Origin of the sequence: Thalassovita sp., assembly GCF_963691685.1 — a bacterium.
Classification (GTDB): domain Bacteria; phylum Pseudomonadota; class Alphaproteobacteria; order Rhodobacterales; family Rhodobacteraceae; genus Thalassobius.
Map to the genome: position 1 here is coordinate 2,359,731 of NZ_OY829290.1, position 18,443 is coordinate 2,378,173.

Genomic DNA, 18,443 nt, shown 5'->3' on the forward strand with positions numbered 1-18,443 from the left:
ATGCCAGAGACACAGCCAAACATCCTGCTGATCCTGACCGATCAACAGCGCGCGGATACCCTGGGGTTTCTGGGCCAGACGCCCTGCAAAACCCCGCATCTGGATCGGCTGGCGGCGGAGGGCCTCTGTTTTGAAAACACCATCACGCCATCGCCCCTTTGCACGCCGTCCCGCGCCGCGCTGTTCACCGGGCGCTACCCGTCCGAGCGCGCGATGATGTCCAACGATGGCAGCGCCTTGCAGCGCTGCTATATGCTCGATCACTTTCGCGCCGGCGGCTATCAGGTCAATTACGCGGGCAAATGGCATCTGGGCGAGGACAACATCGCCCAGTTCACCGACCGCCACGCTGGCGACAGTACCGCCATCTATACCCAGTGGTGCCTGGATCAGGGGCTGAATGACGGCTGGATGTTCAATGATCCGGCCACCCGCAGCGCCCGCCCGCCGCATATGTCGACCCCGAAGGTCCATAGACAGGACCTACCGGTCGATAAAACCAATGAAGCCTATATAACCCGCATTGCCATCGACATGCTGCGCAGCCGTGATCCGGACAGGCCGTTTTTCCAGATCTGTTCACTCAACGGGCCGCATCCACCCTTCATGATCCCGGATCCGTGGTTTTCGATGTATGACCCGGCCGACGTGCCAGCGCCTGAAAACTTCGGTCCGCAGCGGGGTGAACATCCCGTTCATACCAGCAGCTACTACCGCGATCTGTTTCACGATCAGGGGGATGATTTCGCAGATTGGCGCGCTGCTTATGCGGTTTATTGGGGCTTTGTCAGCATGGTGGATCACTTCATCGGCCAGCTGTTGCAAACCCTGCAGGAGGAAGGGTTGATGGAGGAGACCCTCATTGTCTTCACCTCCGACCATGGCGAAAACCTGGGTGCCCATGGCCTCTGGCAGAAAATGGTGCCTTTTGAGGAAAGCCTGCGGGTGCCGCTGCTGATCCGGTTGCCGGGGGATGGCCCGACCGGCCATAGCGACACCCCGGCCAGCCTGATCGATATTGCCCCAACTCTTGCTGCGGCCTGCGGGCAAACGGGGGGCACATGGCGTGGGCGCGATTTGCTCAGTCCTGATACGGCACAGGCGCCTGATCGCTTTGCCATGCACACCCCTCTGGGCGATTGGATGAAGGTCACCGATTGGCGGATGATCCAACGTGGCAGGATGAAATACACTTGGCATCGAAGACAGGGCGAAGAACTGTTTAATCTGGCAAAAGACCCAGGCGAATGCCACAACGTGGCAACCGACCCAGCGCAGGTAGATCAACTGAAAGAGCTGCGCGCCGGGCTGACAGATTTCCTCCGGTCAACACAGGATCCGCTGCTGACTGACTGGATCACCGATTTGGAGACACTTGAATGCGCCAACTGACCCGCGTTGACCCGGAGTTGCTGACCACCTTCGTGGCGGACGACCCGATGATCCCGATCCTGCGCGACACGATGGCGATGATCCGCAAACGCTCCGCCGAACGTTATGGTAGCCGCCCGATGGGGGGCAGCACCCTGCCCCGTAAAGAGGTGATTGAGGGGCCAGACGGTGCCGTGGACCTCTATATCTTTGAGGGACCGGAACAGCCGGGTGGCGGCGCCAAACCCTGCCTGATCTGGCTGCATGGCGGCGGCTATATCATGGGCCATGGGGAGGATACCTGGAACGGGCCCCTCTTTGCCGAAGGGGCTAACTGCACCGTGATTTCCGTCGATTACCGGCTGGCCCCCGAACATCCCTATCCGGCGGGTATGCTGGACAGTTTTGCCGCGCTGAAATGGGCACATGACAACGCGGATCACCTCAACATTGATCCCAACCGCATCGCGGTGGGCGGGGCCAGTGCCGGGGGTGGCTTGGCGGCGGGTCTGTGCCTGCACAATCGCGACAATGGCAACCTGCCGATCTGTTTTCAGCTGCTGCTTTATCCGATGATCGACAACCTGCATGATACCGCTTCGGGTCAGGCGGTGGATCACCCGGTCTGGTGCCGGGCTGACAGCCTGTCCGCCTGGGAGATGTATCTGAACGGCACCCCGCGGGCTGAGGCCCCGGCAGGGGCTGCGGCGGCGCGGGCCGTTGACCTGAGCGGCCTGCCCCCGGCCTTCATACCGGTGGGTGATGTGGACCTCTTCCATGATGAGGATCGCGATTATGCGGCACGGCTGAACGCAGCCGGTGTGCCTGCCGAGTTTCGCAGCTATCCCGGTATGTTCCACGCCGGTGAGGTGGCGGGCGTCAACACAGTGATCGGCGGGCAGATGCTGCGCGACTATGTTGCGGCGTTGAAAACGGCGTTTCACGGATAAATCCGCTTGCCTCAGCCCAGATGTAACGCGCTAATAGCGGCACGTTATCAAGGGGATATAGATATGGCAGCGGAAGATCAGGCAAACCCGACCAAGGCAAGCACAGCACAGGGCGGCTGCCTTTGCGGTGCGATCCGCTATGAGATCGCCAAGATGCCCGAGCGGCTGACAATCTGCCATTGCCGGTTTTGCCAGCGTTCCACCGGGGCGGCGCAGATGACACAGCCCGCCCTGCCCGCTGCAGATATCGTCCTGCTGCAGGGCAATCCGAAGCGTTACACGCATATTTCCACGGGCAGCGGTGAGGCGATCCATATCCATTTCTGCGACACTTGCGGCACCAAGCTTTATCAGACATTTGATCGGTTTGGCGGTGCGGCGGGGCTCTACAGTGGCACGTTGGATGATCCCAATTGGCTGGATGTGCCTGCGGAAAACACCAAACACATCTTTGTCGAGGAAGCCCGGAACGACACGCTGATCCCGGCACATGTGGCGGTGTTTTCGGGCCACGCCCTGGCCCCGGATGGCACGCCCCTGGTGCCAGAAACGCTGGATCAGATCCGCCGCGCCGGGGAGCTTTGAGAGGTTACTGGGCCTAGGGTGGCCTATCAGCGCTGCGTCAGAACCCCCACATGGGCTGCTTCAGCCCCTAAGGCGACAGGCACCACGTCAGGTCGGAAAATCGCAGGCTCCGACGCCAGATGGGCGCGGACCTGATCCAGATAGCCCTCGGCCATGCCGATGCTGCCGCCAATTGCGACGCGGTCCAGATCCAGCAGTGAGGTCAGGTTGCCAATCAGTTCAGCCACTGCTTGGGCACTAGTGTCGATCAAATCACTAGCCCAGCCCTGTCCGGCAAGGTGCGCTTCAAACACATCCTTGGCTGTCAGGCCACCCTGGCCCATTTCAGCGGCATAATGGGCAATCGCACGCCCTGAGGCACGGCTTTCCACCGTATTCATCCGCCCCGATCCGCAGCGGCGATCGCCAAGGGTTGAGGTGGTGAACCCCACATGCCCCGCCAGACCCCGCGCCGATATCACGGGACGGCCGTCCAGCACCAACCCACCACCGACACCGGTGGAGACGGTCAGGAAGGCGAAATCGCGACAGCCCTGCCCGGCACCGAAGTGGTATTCGCCAATCGCAGCAGCCACCGCATCATTTTGTACGGTGACCGGACGCGCCAGACGGTCCGACAGCATGGCGCGCAATGGCACGGCCTGCACATCGCTGAGGGTTTCAGTGTTCAGCGCATGCCAGCAGCCCTCCCGATCGACCCGCCCCGCAAGCGCCACGCCGACCGGTTCCTGCGGCTGCAGCGCCAGCTGGTCCAGCAAGTCACAAATCGCCGCCACTTGGTCCGCGGCGGAGGCGGCCCCGTCGGTGGCAATTTTCAAACTGTCCTGCGGTGTGCCATCGACCAGCCGCGTGGCTGAGATTTTGGTGCCGCCAAAATCCACCGCCACGCCCGATGGCGCCGTCATGTGAGATGCCTCAACCATCTGCGCCCCGCGCCACCGCTGCGGCAAACCAGCCGGTGATATGTTCCACCCGGGTGATCGCGCTGCCGACGGTCACACAGTCAGCGCCCTGCCGCATGGCCTCCTCCGCGCGTTCGGGGGTGTTGAGACGCCCCTCTGCCATAACAAAGGCACCCAGGTCCTTGTAGGCGCGGATCAACGGGTAATCCGGCCCGGCACCGGCAGGTGCAATGTCATAAGCGTAGCCCGACAGGGTGGTGCCAAGGATATCCGCCCCCTCCGCCAGCGCCTGTTCGCCATCGGCCAGCGTCGCCGCATCGGCCATCGCCAATTTACCCGCCGCTTTGATCGCCGCAACGATGTCTGCGGTGGGCACCGGACGCGGGCGCTGGGTGGCATCATAGGCGATAATATCCGCACCCAGATCCGCGAGCCCGGCAACATCCTCCAGAAACGGGGTGATCCGCACCTCGGAATCGGCCAGGTCACGTTTCACAATGCCAATGATCGGCAGTTTGGTCAGCGGCCGGGTTGCCTCCAGATTGTCCAGCCCTTCGATCCGCAGGCCGTTTGCGCCGCCGGCTTCGGCCGCTAGTGCCATGGCTGCGGTGATCAGGGGATCATCCATCGGGCCATCATCCACGGGCTGGCAGGAGGCCACGAGGCCCTGACGCAACTGGGTCAAAACAGTCATTGGTGTGCTTTCTTTCGGGTTATTCAGCGCTGTCTGGGGACAGGCGCGCGGGTTTGCTGAGCCGGCTGCGATAGGCACGGGACAGGTGGCGATCCATGATATCCATCGCGGCCTCGGGGTTGCTGGCGGCAATCGCCTCATAGATCTGGCGGTGTTCTTCATAGCTTTGCCGGTTCATCTCCACCCGTTCGGGCGCGGTGGGGCGGCTGGCCACCATGTCAAAAACAAAGCGGTCATGCAGTTCCAACAGGATCGGGTTTTGCACCACGGCCACGATGGCCCGGTGAAAATCCGCATCCGCCCGGGCAAAACGCGCATCATCCTGCAACGCTGCATAACACCGTTCCAACGCCCGGTGGATCTGGGCCAGCTGCAGGTTCGAAGCCTCCTGCGCGGCCTGACGCACCGCCCCGACCTCAATGAACTGGCGCATCTGATCCATATGGGCAGTGGCCTCCACCGTGCCCAAAACATCGCGCAGCCCAGCCCCCGCTGCTGAGAAGACACGGCCCACGGTTGGCTTGCAGGCGCGTGGGCGTCGGGTGGCCTCCTGACTGGCGTAACCGCGCAGCTGCAGCTGCATCAGTGCCGCCCGCACCAAGGGGCGCGACACATCAAAGCGGGCGCAAAGATCCCGTTCAGACGGCAAGGGCGCGCCATCCGCAATCACACCTGCACGGATCTCCTCCATCAAGGTCTCCGCCAGGCGCTCCGCCCTCGTGGATGCCTGCGCGAGGGCGATATCATCGACATTTGCCATTTTGGCCTCCGAATTCTTGCATATGGAGATACCAAAATGTGAAATTCGGTCAAGTCCTCGCGGAAAATCTTTTGCGATCGGGAAAATATCCGGTATAGCAGATCAGTTTCGCACCAAATTAGAGGATTTGGTAATACCAAATGAAAATCCTGATCTTCCCAACCGCCGAAGCCGCTGCAGAACGCGTGGCGCAGCAGATCCTCACCACCGTCCGGGCCAAGCCGCAGGCCCGGCTGGGGTTGGCAACCGGGGGCACGATGCCGCCTGTCTACCAAAGGCTTGCCGCCGCCTACCGCGCCGGGCAGGTGTCCTTTGCTGAAACCCTCAGCTTCAACCTGGATGAATATGTTGGTCTGCCTGCGGATCATCCCTGTTCCTACCATCACTTCATGCAGGACACGCTGTTTGCACAGACGGATTTTGCCCCCAGTCACACCCATCTGCCCAAAGGGGATGCCCCGGATGCAGCCGCCGAAAGTGCCCGGTATGATGCGCTGATCGCAGCGAACGGACCGATTGATCTGCAGCTCTTGGGCTTGGGGCCCAATGGCCATATCGGGTTTAACGAACCCAGCTCCTCGCTGGCGTCGCGCACCCGGGTGAAAACCCTGACCAGTGCCACGCTTGCCGCCAACCAACGCTATTTTGCGGCGGGGGAGCAGCCGCCGAAATACGCCATCACCGTGGGCATCGGCACCATTCTGGACGCAAAGGAAATCGTGCTGCTGGCCACCGGGCCCGGCAAAGCCAAAGCCGCAGCGCAGATGATCGAGGGCCCGCTGAGCGCGGCCTGCCCGGCCTCCAGCTTGCAAATGCACCAGAACACCACCGTGGTTCTGGACGCCGCCGCGGCCGCGGAGCTGCAGCACCTTGACTATTACCACACCGTTCACCCGGAGGGCCGTGAAAATGCCGCCTAACACGCTGAGCCCCGCGAAGGATCTGCGCATCGCCGCCGCGCAGCTTTATGACGGCAGCTCCAACGCGCCGCTGCAGGATGTGGTGATTGAGGTGCAACAGAGCCGCATCGCCGCGATTACCCCCCGTCAGGGCGATGTGGACCTGCAGGTCGCCATCGCCGCGCCAGGGTTTATCGACCTGCAGATCAATGGTGCCAATGATGTGCAATTCAATGATCAGACTGACGCCGCAGCGGTCGCGGAGATTGCCCAGGGCGCCCGTCAGGGGGGCAGCGCCCATATCCTGCCGACCTTCATCACCGATGAGGGCATCCGTTATCAACAGGCCGTTGCTGCTGTGGCTGAAGCCCGCGCGGCAGGCACCCCGGGCATTGCCGGTGTCCATCTGGAGGGGCCGTTTTTGTCCCCCAACCGCCCCGGCATTCACCCGCCCCACTGCATTCGCCCGCTTGGTGCTGAGGACATGCAGTTCCTACAGGCCAGCGCAGCGGACGGGACCTGTGGCACGCTCCTGCTGACGCTTGCGCCCGAATGCACCGCCGCTGGCCAGATCCGCCGCCTGAACGATGCGGGCGTGACGGTATTTGCCGGACATTCCGCCGCCAGCCATGCAGAGATGCAAAGCGCGATCCGCGAAGGGCTGCGCGGTGCAACCCATCTGTGGAATGCCATGTCGCCGCTGACCAGCCGCGAACCGGGGGTGGTGGGCGCTGTTTTGGCCGCGCGGCAGCTCTATGCCGGGATCATCGCGGATGGGGTGCATGTTGATTTCGCCAATGTCGGTATTGCCGCCCGGCTGATGCCCGATCACCTTTGCCTGGTCACCGATGCCATGCTGACGCTGGCAGGCACCACCACGCAGTTCCAGATCCACGGTGTGGAGATTCATCGCGATGGCAACCGGTTGAGCGATGCCAAAGGCACGCTGGCGGGGGCGCATCTGGCGATGGATGAGGCGCTGCGCAACATGGTCCAGCAGGTGGGCATCCCCCTGCCCCAAGCCCTGCGGATGGCAGCCGGCAATCCTGCCCGCGCCATTGGCCGCCCGGACCTGGCCCAGATCCGTCAGGGCGCTGCTGCCTCGTTGACCTTTCTCACCCAAGACCTTGGCGCCATTGGCACGCTTGCCGATGGCCAGCTTCATCTGACACAGGACACCCCACATGTCGCAGCTTAAAACCCGCTTTGAACGCGATGGATATGTCATCGTCCCGGGCTTCCTCAGCCCGGAAACCCTGACCGGATTGCGCAGCATCACTGCCACTGTGCTGGACGGTCTGGATGCCGCGCATCGGGAAAAATTCAAAGCCACCGGATCGCTCTGTAACTTTGGTGACCACCCCGAATTTGCCGAAATCGTCGCCCACCCGGATGTCCTGCCGCTGCTGCAGGGCCTGGGCTATGACGATATCCGCTGGCTGGCCGGTTACCTGATTTCGAAACCCGGCAAAGCGCCGCCGTTGTTCTGGCATCAGGACTGGTGGGGCTGGTCCGAGGCGGTTTCCTACCGCGCCGCGCCCATGGGCATCGGCTTGATGTATTACCTGTCAGACACACGGCCGGAAAACGGCTGTCTGCGGGTGATCCCGGGCAGTCACCGGCGCTGGCACCCTTTGCATGATCTGCCTGACGCCCATGGCGACGCGCTGAGCCGCGCCGAAGATCTGCAAAGCCCCGCCTTTGCCAGCCACCCCGATGAGGTCGCGGTGAAGGTCACTGCTGGCGATCTGGTCATCATGGATTCCCGGCTGCTGCATTCGGCCTATGCCAATACCTCTGGCGCGGAGCGGAGTCTCTTGACCCTGTGGTACCTGCCGGAGTTCAGCAGCCTGCCCGATGGTATCCGCAACCAGCTGCACCAGATCTTTGCCCGCACCGATCTGGATATTGACGCCGACAAAACCGCGCCGCCCTGCCCGGCAGACTGGCCCGCAGCGGCACGTCAGCAGGTGACGGACCTGTTCCCAACCCCCGCAGATCACCCGACAGAACGCATCTTCCAACGCCGCCCAGACCCAAAGCGGATGTTGAAAACCTAGGCACCGCTGCAACAGGTACCGGCCCTTTAGCGGCCGGCGCCGCCTTCCCCCTTTGAAACATTGACGCTTCAGGCGGCCAAAGCTAGGACACTAGCAGCAATACGGGGAAAGAAATGATCTATCGCAGTGCAGACGATTGGCTGAAGGCGCCGCAGAAGCGCATCTTGTTTTTTGGCATGTCGGGGTTGGGCAAAACCTACCTGTCCAACATTCTGCGCGATCAGGGCGACTGGTTTCACTACTCCATCGATTACCGCATCGGCACCCGCTACATGGGCGAATATATCGCCGACAACGCCAAACGTGAGGCGATGAAGGTGCCGTTCCTGCGGGAACTCTTGATGTCGGACTCGATCCATATCAGCTCCAACATCACCTTTGAGAACCTGACGCCGGTGTCTTCTTATCTGGGCAAACCGGGCAACCCCGAAAAGGGTGGCCTGCCCTATGAGGAATACACCCGCCGTCAAGAACAGTTCCGTCAGGCCGAGATCAAGGCGCTGATGGACACCACCTATTTCATTGAGCGCGCGGAAGCGCTTTATGGCTATCCGCATTTCATCTGCGACACCGGCGGGTCAATCTGTGAATGGGTGGACCCCGAAGATCCCAACGATCCGATCCTCAAGACACTGGCCAACAACACCCTGCTGGTCTGGCTGAAGGGCGATGAGGCCCATACCGATGAGCTGATCCGCCGCTTTGATCGTGCGCCCAAGCCGATGTCGTATCAGGCGGCCTTCCTTGATCGGGTCTGGACCGAATATCTGACCCTGTTCAAAATGACCCCGGAACAGGTCGACCCGGATGAGTTTATCCGCTGGACCTATGCCCAGGCGCTGGCCCACCGCCAGCCGCGCTATGAGGCGATGGCGCGCAATTGGGGCATCACGCTGACCATGGAAGAGGTGGCCACGGTCAAATCCGCTGAAGATTTCGGCATGTTGATTGCAAAGTCACTTGAGCACAGCTGAAACCCACCCTAGGTTTCGACTTTCGTAATCACCCAATGCTTCCAGAGGAGCCCGGATAAAATGCCGATTAAACTGCCCGCCGACCTGCCTGCCTTTGACGTGCTTTCGCGCGAAGGCGTGATGGTGATGTCGGACGACCGGGCCATGCGGCAGGACATTCGACCGCTGAAAATCGGCCTGCTCAATCTGATGCCGAAAAAGATCCAGACGGAGAACCAGTTCGCCCGTCTGATCGGCGCCACCCCGTTGCAGATTGAGCTGACGCTCATCCGGATGAGTGAACATCAGACCAAGAACACCGCCGCCGAACATATGGCCAGCTTCTACCGCCCGTTTGAGGAGGTCAAAGCCTCGGGTGAGAAGTTTGACGGGCTGATCATCACCGGCGCGCCGATTGAGCATCTGCCGTTTGAAGAGGTCACCTACTGGCAGGAACTGACTGAGGTCTTTGAATGGACCCAGACCCATGTGCATTCCACCTTCGGCGTCTGCTGGGGCGGCATGGCGATGATCCACCATTTCAACGGTGTCGCCAAACATATGCTGGACCACAAGGCCTTTGGCTGTTTCCGCCATCAAAACCGCGCCCCGGCCTCGCCCTATCTGCGCGGGTTTTCGGATGACTGCGTGATCCCGGTCAGCCGTTGGACTGAAATCAGCCAGTCTGAGGTGGACGAAAAATCGGACCTTGTGACGCTTCTGGGCAGTGATGAGGTGGGTCCCTGCCTGATTGAGGATCCCAAACACCGGGCGCTCTATATTTTCAACCACTTCGAATATGACAGTGGCACGCTGAAAGAAGAATACGACCGCGACGTGGATGCGGGCACCGAGATCAACGTGCCGATGAACTACTACCCCGAGGATGATCCCTCCCGCGATCCGCAGAACCGCTGGCGCAGCCACGCGCATCTGCTTTACGGCAACTGGATCAACCAGATTTACCAGACAACCGCGTTCAATATGGACGATATCGGCAGCGAGAGACGTGACTGACGCCCTAACCACTCTTCTTGTTTTGCTGACGGGGCTGGGCGGATGGACACATATCCGCGCCAGCGCGGCAGAGCTTCAGGCGGAAAAGGACTTTCCGCCTGAGGGAGAGTTTGTCGACGTTGACGGCCGCAAGGTGCATGTGGTTGTCAAAGGCGAAAGCGGCCCGGATGTAGTGCTAATCCATGGACTGTCGGGCAATTCACGCGATTTCACCCATTCGCTGGCGGATCGTCTGGCCAGCAGCTACCGCGTTTTGGTGATGGACCGCCCTGGCATGGGCTACACGGACCTTTTGCCCTCAGATAACTCGATCGTCGAACAGGCGCGCGTTTTGAAAAAGGCCGCCGGCGCCCTTGGTGCACATCTGCCCATTGTGGTGGGCCAGTCCTATGGTGGATCGGTAGCGCTGGCCTGGGCCGCGCGGTTTCCCAACCGTCTGGCCGCGCTGGTCACGCTGGGGGCCCCGGCCTACCCCTTTGATCCCGGTATGCCGCTGCATTACTGGCTGAACTCCAACCCGGTGCTCAGCCAGTTTTCCGCGCCGCTGATCACCGCCTTCCTGCCTGACAGCAAGGTGCAAAGCGAACTGGCCGAGGTTTTTGCCCCGCAACACCCGCCGCTGGGCTATGGCAGCCATATCGGCGCGCCCTTGACCCTGCGCCGCAAGTGTCTGCGCACCAACGCGCTGCACCGGGCCAATTTGGTGCGCGAACTGGCGGCACTGGAACCGCTTTACGCCTCGATCACAACGCCGACGGAAATTATCCATGGTGAGGCCGATCGCACGGTCTCGGTCGATATTCACGCCATTCCGCTGGCCAAGAAGATCGTCGATTCCAACCTGACCCTGCTGCGCGGCATCGGCCATATGCCCCACCATGTGGCGCGCGAAGATGTGATGCGCATCATTCACCGCGCCGCCCACCGTGCCGGATTGCGCTAATCCGCCAAAGCCCCCATATTACAGGGACATAAACCCTTGTCCTTTGACCGGAGTGCCCCGGATGCCCCTGCCCTTTGACGGCGCGATCAGCCAGTATCACCAGACCGATGCCCCCGCGGCGATCCGCGAGCAGCTGCGCAATGCCGGCAAGGATGACATCCTGTCGCCAAGCTACCCCTACCGCGAAGAGATCAAGCGCAAGACCTATGAGGCCGAGATGGCCGCGCTGCAGATTGAGCTGGTCAAAATGCAAAGCTGGGCGCGCGAAACCGGGGCGCGCATTGCAATTGTGTTTGAGGGACGCGACGCCGCCGGTAAGGGTGGCACCATCAAAAGGTTCCGCGAAAACCTCAACCCCCGGGGTGCCCGGGTTGTCGCCCTGTCAAAACCGACTGAGGTGGAACAGACCCAATGGTATTTCCAGCGCTACATCGATCACCTGCCCAGTGCAGGACAAATCGCGTTTTTTGACCGCAGTTGGTACAACCGCGGCGTTGTGGAAAAGGTGTTTGACTTCTGCACGGATGATCAGCGCGAACATTTCTTTTCCCAGGTCGGCGCCTTTGAAAACATGCTGGTGGATGACGGCATCCATCTGGTGAAGTTCTGGCTGAACGTCGGGCGCGGTGAACAATTGCGCCGCTTCCTGAAACGCGAAGGCGACCCGTTGAAACAGTGGAAACTCAGCTGGATCGATGTTGAGGGGCTGAAACGCTGGGACAGCTACACCAGCGCCATCCAAGAAACGCTAAATCGCAGCCATAGCGCGACTGCGCCGTGGACAATTATACGTTCGGATGACAAAAAGCGGGCTCGACTGGCCGCCATCCGCCATGTCCTTGCCGGATTGGACTATTCGCATAAGGACACACAGGCACTTGGCGCGCAGGACACATCGATTTGTGGAGGCCCCGAGATCTGGGATGGCTAAACGCGGCTATCATCACGGCAACCTGCGCCAGGCGCTGGTCGAAGCGGCCCTGCATCTGATTGAGGAAAAAGGCCCTACCGGCTTCACCCTGTCAGAGGCGGCAAAAACCGCGGGCGTCACCCCGGCGGCGGTCTATCGCCATTTTGCCGGTCGTGAGGATCTGATCGCCGAAGCGGCGCGTCAGGGCTATGACATCTTTGCTGATGTAATGCAATACGCCTATGAGACCGGCCAACCCTCAGCACTTGCTGCTTTTGAGGCCACGGGGCGCGCCTACCTGGCCTTTGCACGCAAATATCCCGGCCATTACATCGCCATGTTCGAAAGCGGGATCTCGGTCAACAAAACCCCGGAACTGGCGGCGGTTGCCCAACGTGCCCGCGATGTGATGGAACGGGCAGCCACTGAACTGTCGGAACATATCCCGCCGGAAAAACGCCCCCCCGCCAGCATGTTTTCGGCCCATGTCTGGGCGATGAGCCACGGCGTGGTGGAACTGTTTGCGCGAAACTCCCCCGGCAGCCAATCGCCCTTCCCGCCGGACGATCTGCTGGAAACCGGCATCGGCATCTACCTGCGGGGGCTGGGGCTGATCGACAGCGATCAGTGATCCTTGCCGGGATCCGCCTGCGCGCGCAAAAACTCCAATATCTCTGATGTTTTCTCTGCCGTGATGATCTGCGCCGTGCCGATCTCCGCCGCGGCCACAATCAGCACGCCGTAAAAGCTGATCGACAGGGTGGTCACCGCAAAGCCGCGCACCCCCACCTCGATCAGCGCCAGAACCGCCAGCACCAACCCGAAGAAGACAACCATCCACCCGATCACCATCAGCCCCTGAAACACCGATTTCGCTGTGTGAAATCCACCCATCACCTGTCAAACCTCTCTGTCTCAATTGCGCAATTCAATGGCTCAAGAGATGGCGCAGCGCGCTGAAAAAGAAAGGGGGCGCATAGGACCCTGCGCCGCCACGCCGCATTGAGGCCCGCATGGCGATAGATCAGGTTGACCGCAGCAGCCATCCACCCCGTCGCGCAACTTTCGATGGGCCAGACCGCCGGAAACCGGACTCATCCAAAGATGAGAGCTGACCAAGGACAAAATGATGACATTTGAACTGAACCGCCGCCAGGTGATCCTGGCGGGTGCTGCGATGCTGCTGGCCCAACCCAGCCTGGCCCAGCAGGTCCACACCGTTGAAATGCTGAACAAAGACCCCGATGACAAAAAGCGCCGGATGATCTTCCGCCCGCTAGTTCAGGTGCTGGAGGCCGGCGACACCGTGCGCTTCGCCTCGGTCGACAAGGGCCACAACACGGAGTCGCTGAAAGGCATGCTGCCCGAAGGCGCCGAAAAGTGGAAAAGCAAGCTGAGCAAAGACTTCGATCTGACCCTCACCGTGCCGGGGTTTTACGGCTACAAATGCACCCCGCATACCGCCATGGGCATGACCGGCCTGCTGATCGTCAAAGGTGAAGGCATGATGAACAACTATGAGGCCGTGCGCGGCGTCAAACACAAAAGCCGCATGCAAAAGGTCTGGGATCAGATCTGGGCCCAGGTCGAAGCCGACGGCCTGCTGAACACCTAACACCCCGCGCTGGCCTTACTGATAGGCCAGCGCCACCCAAATATGCACCGCGATCAGCGGCCAGAGGGCGGCGGACAGCGCGATATGGCTGCCGAGCCAGATCAGGTACAAAAGGTTGGAACGGTAGCCCAGAACCTCGCGGTTCAGCACCCCGGTCAGCGCCACCAGAAAGAACACGATGCTGAGGCCCGACATCCACAGATGCCCCATGCGCACCGCATGGGCGGCAAACAGCAGGGTTGCGATGACGCCGTACCACCGGTGCAGCTTCTGATGCAGGCGGATATTGCGATTGCTGCGCAAAACACGTTTGGCAAACAGCATCCATTGCAGGCAAAGGCAGATCAGCAACGCCACCCCGGTGACCACCTGAAACGCGAAGCTTGGCAACCTCAAACGCAGCGGTAGAGCCATCTGACCAGCCAGGGCCAGGATCACCAGAATGAGCGCCAAGATGATGCCGCCCGCATAGGGCACGCGGCGGATGTGCTGGATCACGGCTTGCATTTGTCCTCCGCTTGCGTGAGCGGCAGCAACCCCGCCGCCAGCGCGGGCCCGGCTGTCAGACGCACCCGCTTCATGAAGGTCTCGCTATCCGGCAAAACCGCCTGCTGGGTTCCGGTGGCCGCCCCCGGCCAGTCAGATCCCGGCTGCAGAGGTTTCGCGAACCCTGCCGCTTTGATCAGATAGTCCTCATAGGCGAGCGATACTGCCTGAAACGTCGCCTCCACCGCGGCAACATAATGGTCCGCGCCGACCATCTCATCCGGGTAGACCCAGGTCGTCGCCCCCATGACATCGTTTAACGCCCAGTTTACCTTAGGGCTGTCGCGATGTTCATTGTGGCAGGTCACACAGGGCGCCGCGGCTGCGATATCGGGATACATGGCGATCTGGCCAAACCCGTCCTGTGTTGCAAAAACAGGTTCGCGGCTGTCTTTCATCGCCCGGAACTGCTGCAGCTGCACCTCATCAAACAGGTTGGATTTGTTGATCGGCGCGTCTGAGCCCAGATAGAGGCTCAGACGGATTGGCATCGCCTCAAGCTTGGCGGAGGTCAGGCGCAGAAACAGCGCCGGCAAGGGGCCTGCCTCAACCGCTGGCTGCTGCCAGTCCTCATCAAACCGCAGCCCCGATTTCAGACCCGGGCCAACGATATCGCGGGTGTAGACGTCACGCGCGGCCTGATTGATGGCATTGACGCTGTCAAACAGCTGACCAACCGGGCGCAAACATCCCTGCTGGGCGGTCTGATCCACGTCAGGCAGTGGCGGCGGCGCCGAGGCAAAGAGGTAAAGCCCCAGACACAGGGTGCCCGCCATCGCCAAACTATAGGTCCGCCACGCTGTCATGGTGTTGCCCCGCGATAGTATTTGAAACCGCCATAAGGGTCATGCCCGCCGCGCAGATAGGCCTGCACCTCCTGGATCGGCAGCGCATTTTCGATCCGGTCCGGGGTGTTGTGGCCGTGGTTGCCATGGAAATCATGGCAGCCCATGCAACTGTCCCATAGGCTTTCGCGGATCAACGTCACGTGTGACACATCCAGCGGGTCGGACTTAAGCGCCAGACCGTCATGGCAGACACTGCAGAAGGTGCTGCCGCTGTGGATTTTCACATCGCCGTGTTCTGAATGGCAGCCCAGACAGCTGGTTGCCGCCACCTCTGTCAGTGCCTGACGGAACCTGGGTTCCTGAAAGCGATAGATCGGATGGCGTTCATTGGCGCGGGCGTGACAATGCAGGCATTGATCTGAACGCACCGGCTGATAGCCAAAATCAACCGGCGTTTGGCGCAGCCCAACCATATGGCGCAGCTCCGCCTGGATCTGTTGCCGCGTGCTGCCCAGGGCCCGCAGATGACAGGTGCTGCAGGCCAGCCCGTCATGTTTTTCCAACAGCGGACCATGCGCCAACACCCGTTGCCCCTGCCCCGGGATCATCACCGAAACCGACAGCGCCGTGACCGGCACAATCATCAAAGTCGCATAGAGACGCAGCGATTTTGCAGGTGGCATGCGCATGCCTGCCCTCCAGCCCCTCAAAAAAATGCAATGGTCAGGCTGAAGATCGCGGCACAAGCTTAACAGGCGGTTAACGTGATAAATTAACCTGGAATTTTAGGCAAAAAAAAGCCAGCCCCCACCCAGGCCCCGAAACAACTGCAGCGCAAAAGAAAAAGGGCCGCCCGAAGGCGACCCTTTGCAACATGTCTTCCAGGAAGCAGATTAACGCTTCGAGAACTGGAAGGAACGACGTGCTTTACGCTTACCGTATTTCTTACGCTCAACAACGCGCGAGTCACGGGTCAGGAAGCCGGCGGCTTTCAGAGCGCCACGCAGCGACGGTTCGTAAAGCTGCAGCGCCTTGGAGATGCCGTGCTTAACCGCACCAGCCTGACCGGTCAGACCACCACCTTTAACGGTCGCGATCACGTCAAACTCACCTTCAACGCCGGCAACTTCGAACGGCTGACGCAGGATCAGCTGCAGAACCGGACGGGCGAAGTAAACGCTCATGTCGCGGCCGTTTACGGTGACCTTGCCGGAACCCGGCTTGATCCAAACACGGGCAACAGCGTCTTTACGCTTACCGGTGGCATAGGCACGACCCAGTTCGTCACGAACCGGCTCACGGTTTACTTCAACTTCAACGGCGGCTTCGGCGACGTCGCCTGCAACTGCGCCCAGCTCTTCGAGCGAATTGATTTGATCAGTCATCGATTAGCTCCGGGTGTTCTTCGAGTTCATGGACTTCACGTCCACAACTTCGGGGGCTTGGGCTTCGTGCGGGTGCTCAGCACCGGCGTAGACGCGCAGGTTGGTCATCTGCTGGCGGCTCAGGCGGTTGCCCGGCAACATGCGCTTGACGGCTGCGGTTACAACGCGCTCAGGATAGGCGCCTTCCAGGATCTGACCCGCGGTGCGGTGCTTGATGCCGCCCGGGTGACCGGTGTGCCAGTAGTATTTCTTGTCGGCACGCTTGTTGCCGGACAGCTGGATCTTGTCAGCGTTGATGACAATCACGTTGTCGCCCATGTCCATGTGAGGAGTGAAGGACGGCTTGTGCTTGCCACGCAGACGCATGGCGACGATCGAAGCGAGACGGCCCAGCACCACGCCTTCGGCGTCGATGATGATCCATTTCTTCTCGATGTCTGCCGGAGTAGCAGAGAAGGTTTTCATCGCGGGAGTACCCTTGTTCAGTGATGGAAATAGGGCAAACCCCGATTTCCGAATTCGATTGCGGGGTTATACAGCGCCTATTTGCACGGTCAACACACTTAATGATGATTTAATTGTTTTAAATCAATACTTTGCAAAATAGGTATCAAAATACCCCATACACAAACCCCTCTCAGACCCCGATTTCTTCGCGTGGATTGTCCAAAAGCTTGACCAGACGGATGATGCCGTCCTCAAAACACTCAGGATCGACCATACCATTGACCGCAATGCGCACCGCATGGGGTGGGTTGCCGTCGCGCAGGGTGAACTCTTCGGCGCTGCGCACCAGAACGCCGCTGTTTTCCGCCGCATGGACAAACTGCGCCGTGCGCCAGCCATAGGGCAGCCGCAGCCACAAGAGCGGCACATCCTCATTCCAGGCCACATCATAGCCGCCCAGATGATTGACCGCGACCCGGACCAGATCGTTGACCCGCGCCCGCACCTTTGCGGCGACGGTCAGCAGGCGCTGATCCTCCATGAAGCGCAGCGCCAGATCAGTCAGCGGCGGCGCCAACCCGAAGGAGCTGAAATGCGCCGTCCGCTCCAGATCCGGCACATAGGCTTTCGGCGCCAGCACATAGCCCACCCGCAAGGCCGGTGACAGCGCCTTGGACAGCGAAGACACATACCACCCCAGTTCCGGCAGCAACGAATAATAGCTTTCGGCGGTGTGGTTGCCGATGGAATAGCAATCGTCATCCAGCACATGCAGCCCCAGACGGCGCGCCAGCTTGGCAATCTCCTGGCGGCGACGGGCTGAAGTGAAACGCACCGTGGGATTGTTCACCTCGGAGGAGGTACAAAACAGCTGCACCCCTTCTTCGCGCACCAGCTTTTCCAGATGGGCCACCACCGGCCCCTCCTCATCGGTTTGCACACTGACCACCCGCGCCCGGCACAGGGCCGCTGCCCGCCGGAACCCGGTGTAGGTCAGATCCTCAACCGCCACTACGGGCTCTGGCCCGGTCAGCACGGTCTGCATCACAGTGATGATCGCGTTCTGGGCGCCATGGGTCAGCACCAGCTCTTCGGCGGTGAAGGCCCCGATGGGCAGATCCGACATCCAGCGCCGCAGGGCCCGGCGCAGCGGCAGATCCATGGCCCGTGTCGGGTAGCTCAGCAGATCGCGCCCGCCGATGTTGTCAGCGGTTTTGCGCATCGCATCGCGGATCATATCGCCCTGCCCCATATCCGGCAGCAGCGGGCTGCGCAGGGACAGCATCTGCGGCCATTCATGGGAGGGATCGCTGCGTGTTGCTGCCTCAGCCACAAAGGTACCGCGACCCACGCCGGCGCTCAGCACGCCCTCTTCTGTCAATACCGAATAGGCCCGCGCCACCGTGCCCGGGGTCACAGACATCTGATAGGCCAGTTCGCGCACCGGGGGCAGCCGGTCACCGCTGGACAACAGATCATTGGCCACCGCATCGCGGATCGCGTTGGCGAGGGCTTTGTACTTGGATTTTCCGGATTGACTCAGGTCCGGCACCCAATTTGTACCCATAACAATGTTTTCCTAGACGTATTGTATCGAGATTTGTATCACAACACATGT

At 60.8% G+C, this 18,443-nt stretch carries 22 protein-coding genes; 12 read left to right on the top strand and 10 right to left on the bottom strand.

Annotated elements, in window-relative coordinates; genetic code table 11:
• The 3 genes from ACORLH_RS11490 (at window position 1) to ACORLH_RS11500 (ending at window position 2,906) form a co-directional block, all read left to right on the top strand.
• Complete coding sequence (locus ACORLH_RS11490; RefSeq protein ID WP_321828557.1) at window positions 1-1,392, top strand: sulfatase-like hydrolase/transferase; 1,392 nt, start codon at window positions 1-3, stop codon at window positions 1,390-1,392.
• Complete coding sequence (locus ACORLH_RS11495) at window positions 1,380-2,321, top strand: alpha/beta hydrolase (RefSeq protein WP_321828558.1); 942 nt, start codon at window positions 1,380-1,382, stop codon at window positions 2,319-2,321. Before ACORLH_RS11490 ends, ACORLH_RS11495 begins: the two co-directional genes overlap by 13 nt.
• A 63-nt stretch (window positions 2,322-2,384) precedes the next feature.
• On the top strand, window positions 2,385-2,906 hold the full coding sequence (locus tag ACORLH_RS11500) for a GFA family protein (protein WP_321828559.1): 522 nt from the start codon (window positions 2,385-2,387) through the stop codon (window positions 2,904-2,906).
• Between the two features lie 26 nt (window positions 2,907-2,932).
• Here ACORLH_RS11500 and ACORLH_RS11505 read toward each other — a convergent pair whose 3' ends face one another.
• From ACORLH_RS11505 to ACORLH_RS11515, 3 genes are read right to left on the bottom strand one after another with little or no spacing between them, the layout of a single operon-like run.
• Window positions 2,933-3,811 carry an ROK family protein gene (locus ACORLH_RS11505; protein WP_321828560.1) on the bottom strand — a complete coding sequence of 293 codons (879 nt, stop codon included), beginning with the start codon at window positions 3,809-3,811 and terminating at the stop codon, window positions 2,933-2,935.
• Between the two features lie 10 nt (window positions 3,812-3,821).
• Window positions 3,822-4,502, bottom strand: coding sequence for a putative N-acetylmannosamine-6-phosphate 2-epimerase (locus ACORLH_RS11510; protein ID WP_321828561.1), 681 nt, complete (start codon window positions 4,500-4,502; stop codon window positions 3,822-3,824).
• A gap of 19 nt (window positions 4,503-4,521) precedes the next feature.
• Window positions 4,522-5,262 (bottom strand): FCD domain-containing protein, encoded by a 741-nt coding sequence (locus ACORLH_RS11515; protein WP_321828562.1) that lies wholly within the window; start codon window positions 5,260-5,262, stop codon window positions 4,522-4,524.
• A gap of 140 nt (window positions 5,263-5,402) precedes the next feature.
• On the opposite strand from ACORLH_RS11515, the gene nagB reads away from it, so the two are divergent.
• The 8 genes from nagB (at window position 5,403) to ACORLH_RS11555 (ending at window position 12,675) form a co-directional block, all read left to right on the top strand.
• Entirely contained in the window at window positions 5,403-6,182 is a 780-nt protein-coding gene (nagB, locus tag ACORLH_RS11520) for a glucosamine-6-phosphate deaminase (protein WP_321828563.1), read from the top strand.
• The gene (gene nagA, locus ACORLH_RS11525) at window positions 6,172-7,359 is read left to right on the top strand and encodes an N-acetylglucosamine-6-phosphate deacetylase (protein WP_321828564.1); all 1,188 of its coding nucleotides are present in this window, start codon (window positions 6,172-6,174) and stop codon (window positions 7,357-7,359) included. The genes nagB and nagA overlap by 11 nt, the downstream gene beginning before the upstream one ends.
• Complete coding sequence (locus ACORLH_RS11530; protein ID WP_321828565.1) at window positions 7,346-8,221, top strand: phytanoyl-CoA dioxygenase family protein; 876 nt, start codon at window positions 7,346-7,348, stop codon at window positions 8,219-8,221. The genes nagA and ACORLH_RS11530 overlap by 14 nt, the downstream gene beginning before the upstream one ends.
• Window positions 8,222-8,334: 113 nt before the next feature.
• Window positions 8,335-9,195, top strand: a complete 861-nt coding sequence (locus ACORLH_RS11535; RefSeq protein ID WP_321828566.1) for an ATPase — start codon at window positions 8,335-8,337, stop codon at window positions 9,193-9,195.
• 60 nt (window positions 9,196-9,255) lie between these two features.
• A complete protein-coding gene (gene metA / locus ACORLH_RS11540) occupies window positions 9,256-10,191 on the top strand; it encodes a homoserine O-acetyltransferase MetA (protein WP_321828567.1) in 936 nt (311 codons plus the stop codon).
• A complete protein-coding gene (locus tag ACORLH_RS11545) occupies window positions 10,184-11,134 on the top strand; it encodes an alpha/beta hydrolase (protein WP_321828568.1) in 951 nt (316 codons plus the stop codon). Before metA ends, ACORLH_RS11545 begins: the two co-directional genes overlap by 8 nt.
• A gap of 61 nt (window positions 11,135-11,195) precedes the next feature.
• Window positions 11,196-12,065 carry a polyphosphate kinase 2 gene (gene ppk2 / locus ACORLH_RS11550; RefSeq protein ID WP_321828569.1) on the top strand — a complete coding sequence of 290 codons (870 nt, stop codon included), beginning with the start codon at window positions 11,196-11,198 and terminating at the stop codon, window positions 12,063-12,065.
• Window positions 12,058-12,675, top strand: coding sequence for a TetR/AcrR family transcriptional regulator (locus tag ACORLH_RS11555; protein WP_321828570.1), 618 nt, complete (start codon window positions 12,058-12,060; stop codon window positions 12,673-12,675). Before ppk2 ends, ACORLH_RS11555 begins: the two co-directional genes overlap by 8 nt.
• On the opposite strand, the gene ACORLH_RS11560 is transcribed toward ACORLH_RS11555, so the two are convergent.
• Window positions 12,669-12,938 carry a hypothetical protein gene (locus ACORLH_RS11560; protein WP_321828571.1) on the bottom strand — a complete coding sequence of 90 codons (270 nt, stop codon included), beginning with the start codon at window positions 12,936-12,938 and terminating at the stop codon, window positions 12,669-12,671. The genes ACORLH_RS11555 and ACORLH_RS11560 overlap by 7 nt on opposite strands.
• Window positions 12,939-13,170: 232 nt before the next feature.
• Here ACORLH_RS11560 and ACORLH_RS11565 point away from each other — a divergent pair, with 232 nt between their 5' ends.
• Entirely contained in the window at window positions 13,171-13,659 is a 489-nt protein-coding gene (locus ACORLH_RS11565; RefSeq protein ID WP_321828572.1) for a pseudoazurin, read from the top strand.
• Window positions 13,660-13,674: 15 nt separating this feature from the next.
• Here ACORLH_RS11565 and ACORLH_RS11570 read toward each other — a convergent pair whose 3' ends face one another.
• The 6 genes from ACORLH_RS11570 to ACORLH_RS11595 form a co-directional block, all read right to left on the bottom strand.
• Window positions 13,675-14,166, bottom strand: coding sequence for a hypothetical protein (locus ACORLH_RS11570; protein WP_321828573.1), 492 nt, complete (start codon window positions 14,164-14,166; stop codon window positions 13,675-13,677).
• Window positions 14,154-15,011: a c-type heme family protein gene (locus ACORLH_RS11575; RefSeq protein ID WP_321828574.1), complete on the bottom strand. Its 858-nt coding sequence runs from the start codon at window positions 15,009-15,011 to the stop codon at window positions 14,154-14,156. The genes ACORLH_RS11570 and ACORLH_RS11575 overlap by 13 nt, the downstream gene beginning before the upstream one ends.
• Window positions 15,008-15,682 carry a cytochrome c3 family protein gene (locus tag ACORLH_RS11580; protein ID WP_321828575.1) on the bottom strand — a complete coding sequence of 225 codons (675 nt, stop codon included), beginning with the start codon at window positions 15,680-15,682 and terminating at the stop codon, window positions 15,008-15,010. The genes ACORLH_RS11575 and ACORLH_RS11580 overlap by 4 nt, the downstream gene beginning before the upstream one ends.
• Before the next feature lie 204 nt (window positions 15,683-15,886).
• Complete coding sequence (gene rpsI, locus ACORLH_RS11585) at window positions 15,887-16,378, bottom strand: 30S ribosomal protein S9 (protein ID WP_058243678.1); 492 nt, start codon at window positions 16,376-16,378, stop codon at window positions 15,887-15,889.
• Window positions 16,379-16,381: 3 nt separating this feature from the next.
• Window positions 16,382-16,843, bottom strand: a complete 462-nt coding sequence (rplM, locus tag ACORLH_RS11590) for a 50S ribosomal protein L13 (RefSeq protein WP_321828576.1) — start codon at window positions 16,841-16,843, stop codon at window positions 16,382-16,384.
• 172 nt (window positions 16,844-17,015) lie between these two features.
• A complete protein-coding gene (locus ACORLH_RS11595) occupies window positions 17,016-18,392 on the bottom strand; it encodes a PLP-dependent aminotransferase family protein (RefSeq protein ID WP_321828577.1) in 1,377 nt (458 codons plus the stop codon).
• Between the last annotated feature and the right edge of the window lie 51 nt (window positions 18,393-18,443).

Coding starts and splice junctions, on each gene's coding strand:
- rplM (WP_321828576.1), bottom strand. CDS start 16,843: ATGAAAACCTTCTCTGCTACTCCGGCAGACATCGAGAAGAAATGGATC.
- nagB (WP_321828563.1), top strand. CDS start 5,403: ATGAAAATCCTGATCTTCCCAACCGCCGAAGCCGCTGCAGAACGCGTG.
- ACORLH_RS11530 (WP_321828565.1), top strand. CDS start 7,346: ATGTCGCAGCTTAAAACCCGCTTTGAACGCGATGGATATGTCATCGTC.
- ACORLH_RS11505 (WP_321828560.1), bottom strand. CDS start 3,811: ATGACGGCGCCATCGGGCGTGGCGGTGGATTTTGGCGGCACCAAAATC.
- ACORLH_RS11560 (WP_321828571.1), bottom strand. CDS start 12,938: ATGGGTGGATTTCACACAGCGAAATCGGTGTTTCAGGGGCTGATGGTG.
- ACORLH_RS11555 (WP_321828570.1), top strand. CDS start 12,058: ATGGCTAAACGCGGCTATCATCACGGCAACCTGCGCCAGGCGCTGGTC.
- ACORLH_RS11575 (WP_321828574.1), bottom strand. CDS start 15,011: ATGACAGCGTGGCGGACCTATAGTTTGGCGATGGCGGGCACCCTGTGT.
- ACORLH_RS11500 (WP_321828559.1), top strand. CDS start 2,385: ATGGCAGCGGAAGATCAGGCAAACCCGACCAAGGCAAGCACAGCACAG.
- ACORLH_RS11510 (WP_321828561.1), bottom strand. CDS start 4,502: ATGACTGTTTTGACCCAGTTGCGTCAGGGCCTCGTGGCCTCCTGCCAG.
- ppk2 (WP_321828569.1), top strand. CDS start 11,196: ATGCCCCTGCCCTTTGACGGCGCGATCAGCCAGTATCACCAGACCGAT.
- ACORLH_RS11570 (WP_321828573.1), bottom strand. CDS start 14,166: ATGCAAGCCGTGATCCAGCACATCCGCCGCGTGCCCTATGCGGGCGGC.
- ACORLH_RS11490 (WP_321828557.1), top strand. CDS start 1: ATGCCAGAGACACAGCCAAACATCCTGCTGATCCTGACCGATCAACAG.
- ACORLH_RS11595 (WP_321828577.1), bottom strand. CDS start 18,392: ATGGGTACAAATTGGGTGCCGGACCTGAGTCAATCCGGAAAATCCAAG.
- ACORLH_RS11565 (WP_321828572.1), top strand. CDS start 13,171: ATGATGACATTTGAACTGAACCGCCGCCAGGTGATCCTGGCGGGTGCT.
- ACORLH_RS11495 (WP_321828558.1), top strand. CDS start 1,380: ATGCGCCAACTGACCCGCGTTGACCCGGAGTTGCTGACCACCTTCGTG.
- metA (WP_321828567.1), top strand. CDS start 9,256: ATGCCGATTAAACTGCCCGCCGACCTGCCTGCCTTTGACGTGCTTTCG.
- ACORLH_RS11515 (WP_321828562.1), bottom strand. CDS start 5,262: ATGGCAAATGTCGATGATATCGCCCTCGCGCAGGCATCCACGAGGGCG.
- ACORLH_RS11535 (WP_321828566.1), top strand. CDS start 8,335: ATGATCTATCGCAGTGCAGACGATTGGCTGAAGGCGCCGCAGAAGCGC.
- nagA (WP_321828564.1), top strand. CDS start 6,172: ATGCCGCCTAACACGCTGAGCCCCGCGAAGGATCTGCGCATCGCCGCC.
- ACORLH_RS11580 (WP_321828575.1), bottom strand. CDS start 15,682: ATGCGCATGCCACCTGCAAAATCGCTGCGTCTCTATGCGACTTTGATG.
- rpsI (WP_058243678.1), bottom strand. CDS start 16,378: ATGACTGATCAAATCAATTCGCTCGAAGAGCTGGGCGCAGTTGCAGGC.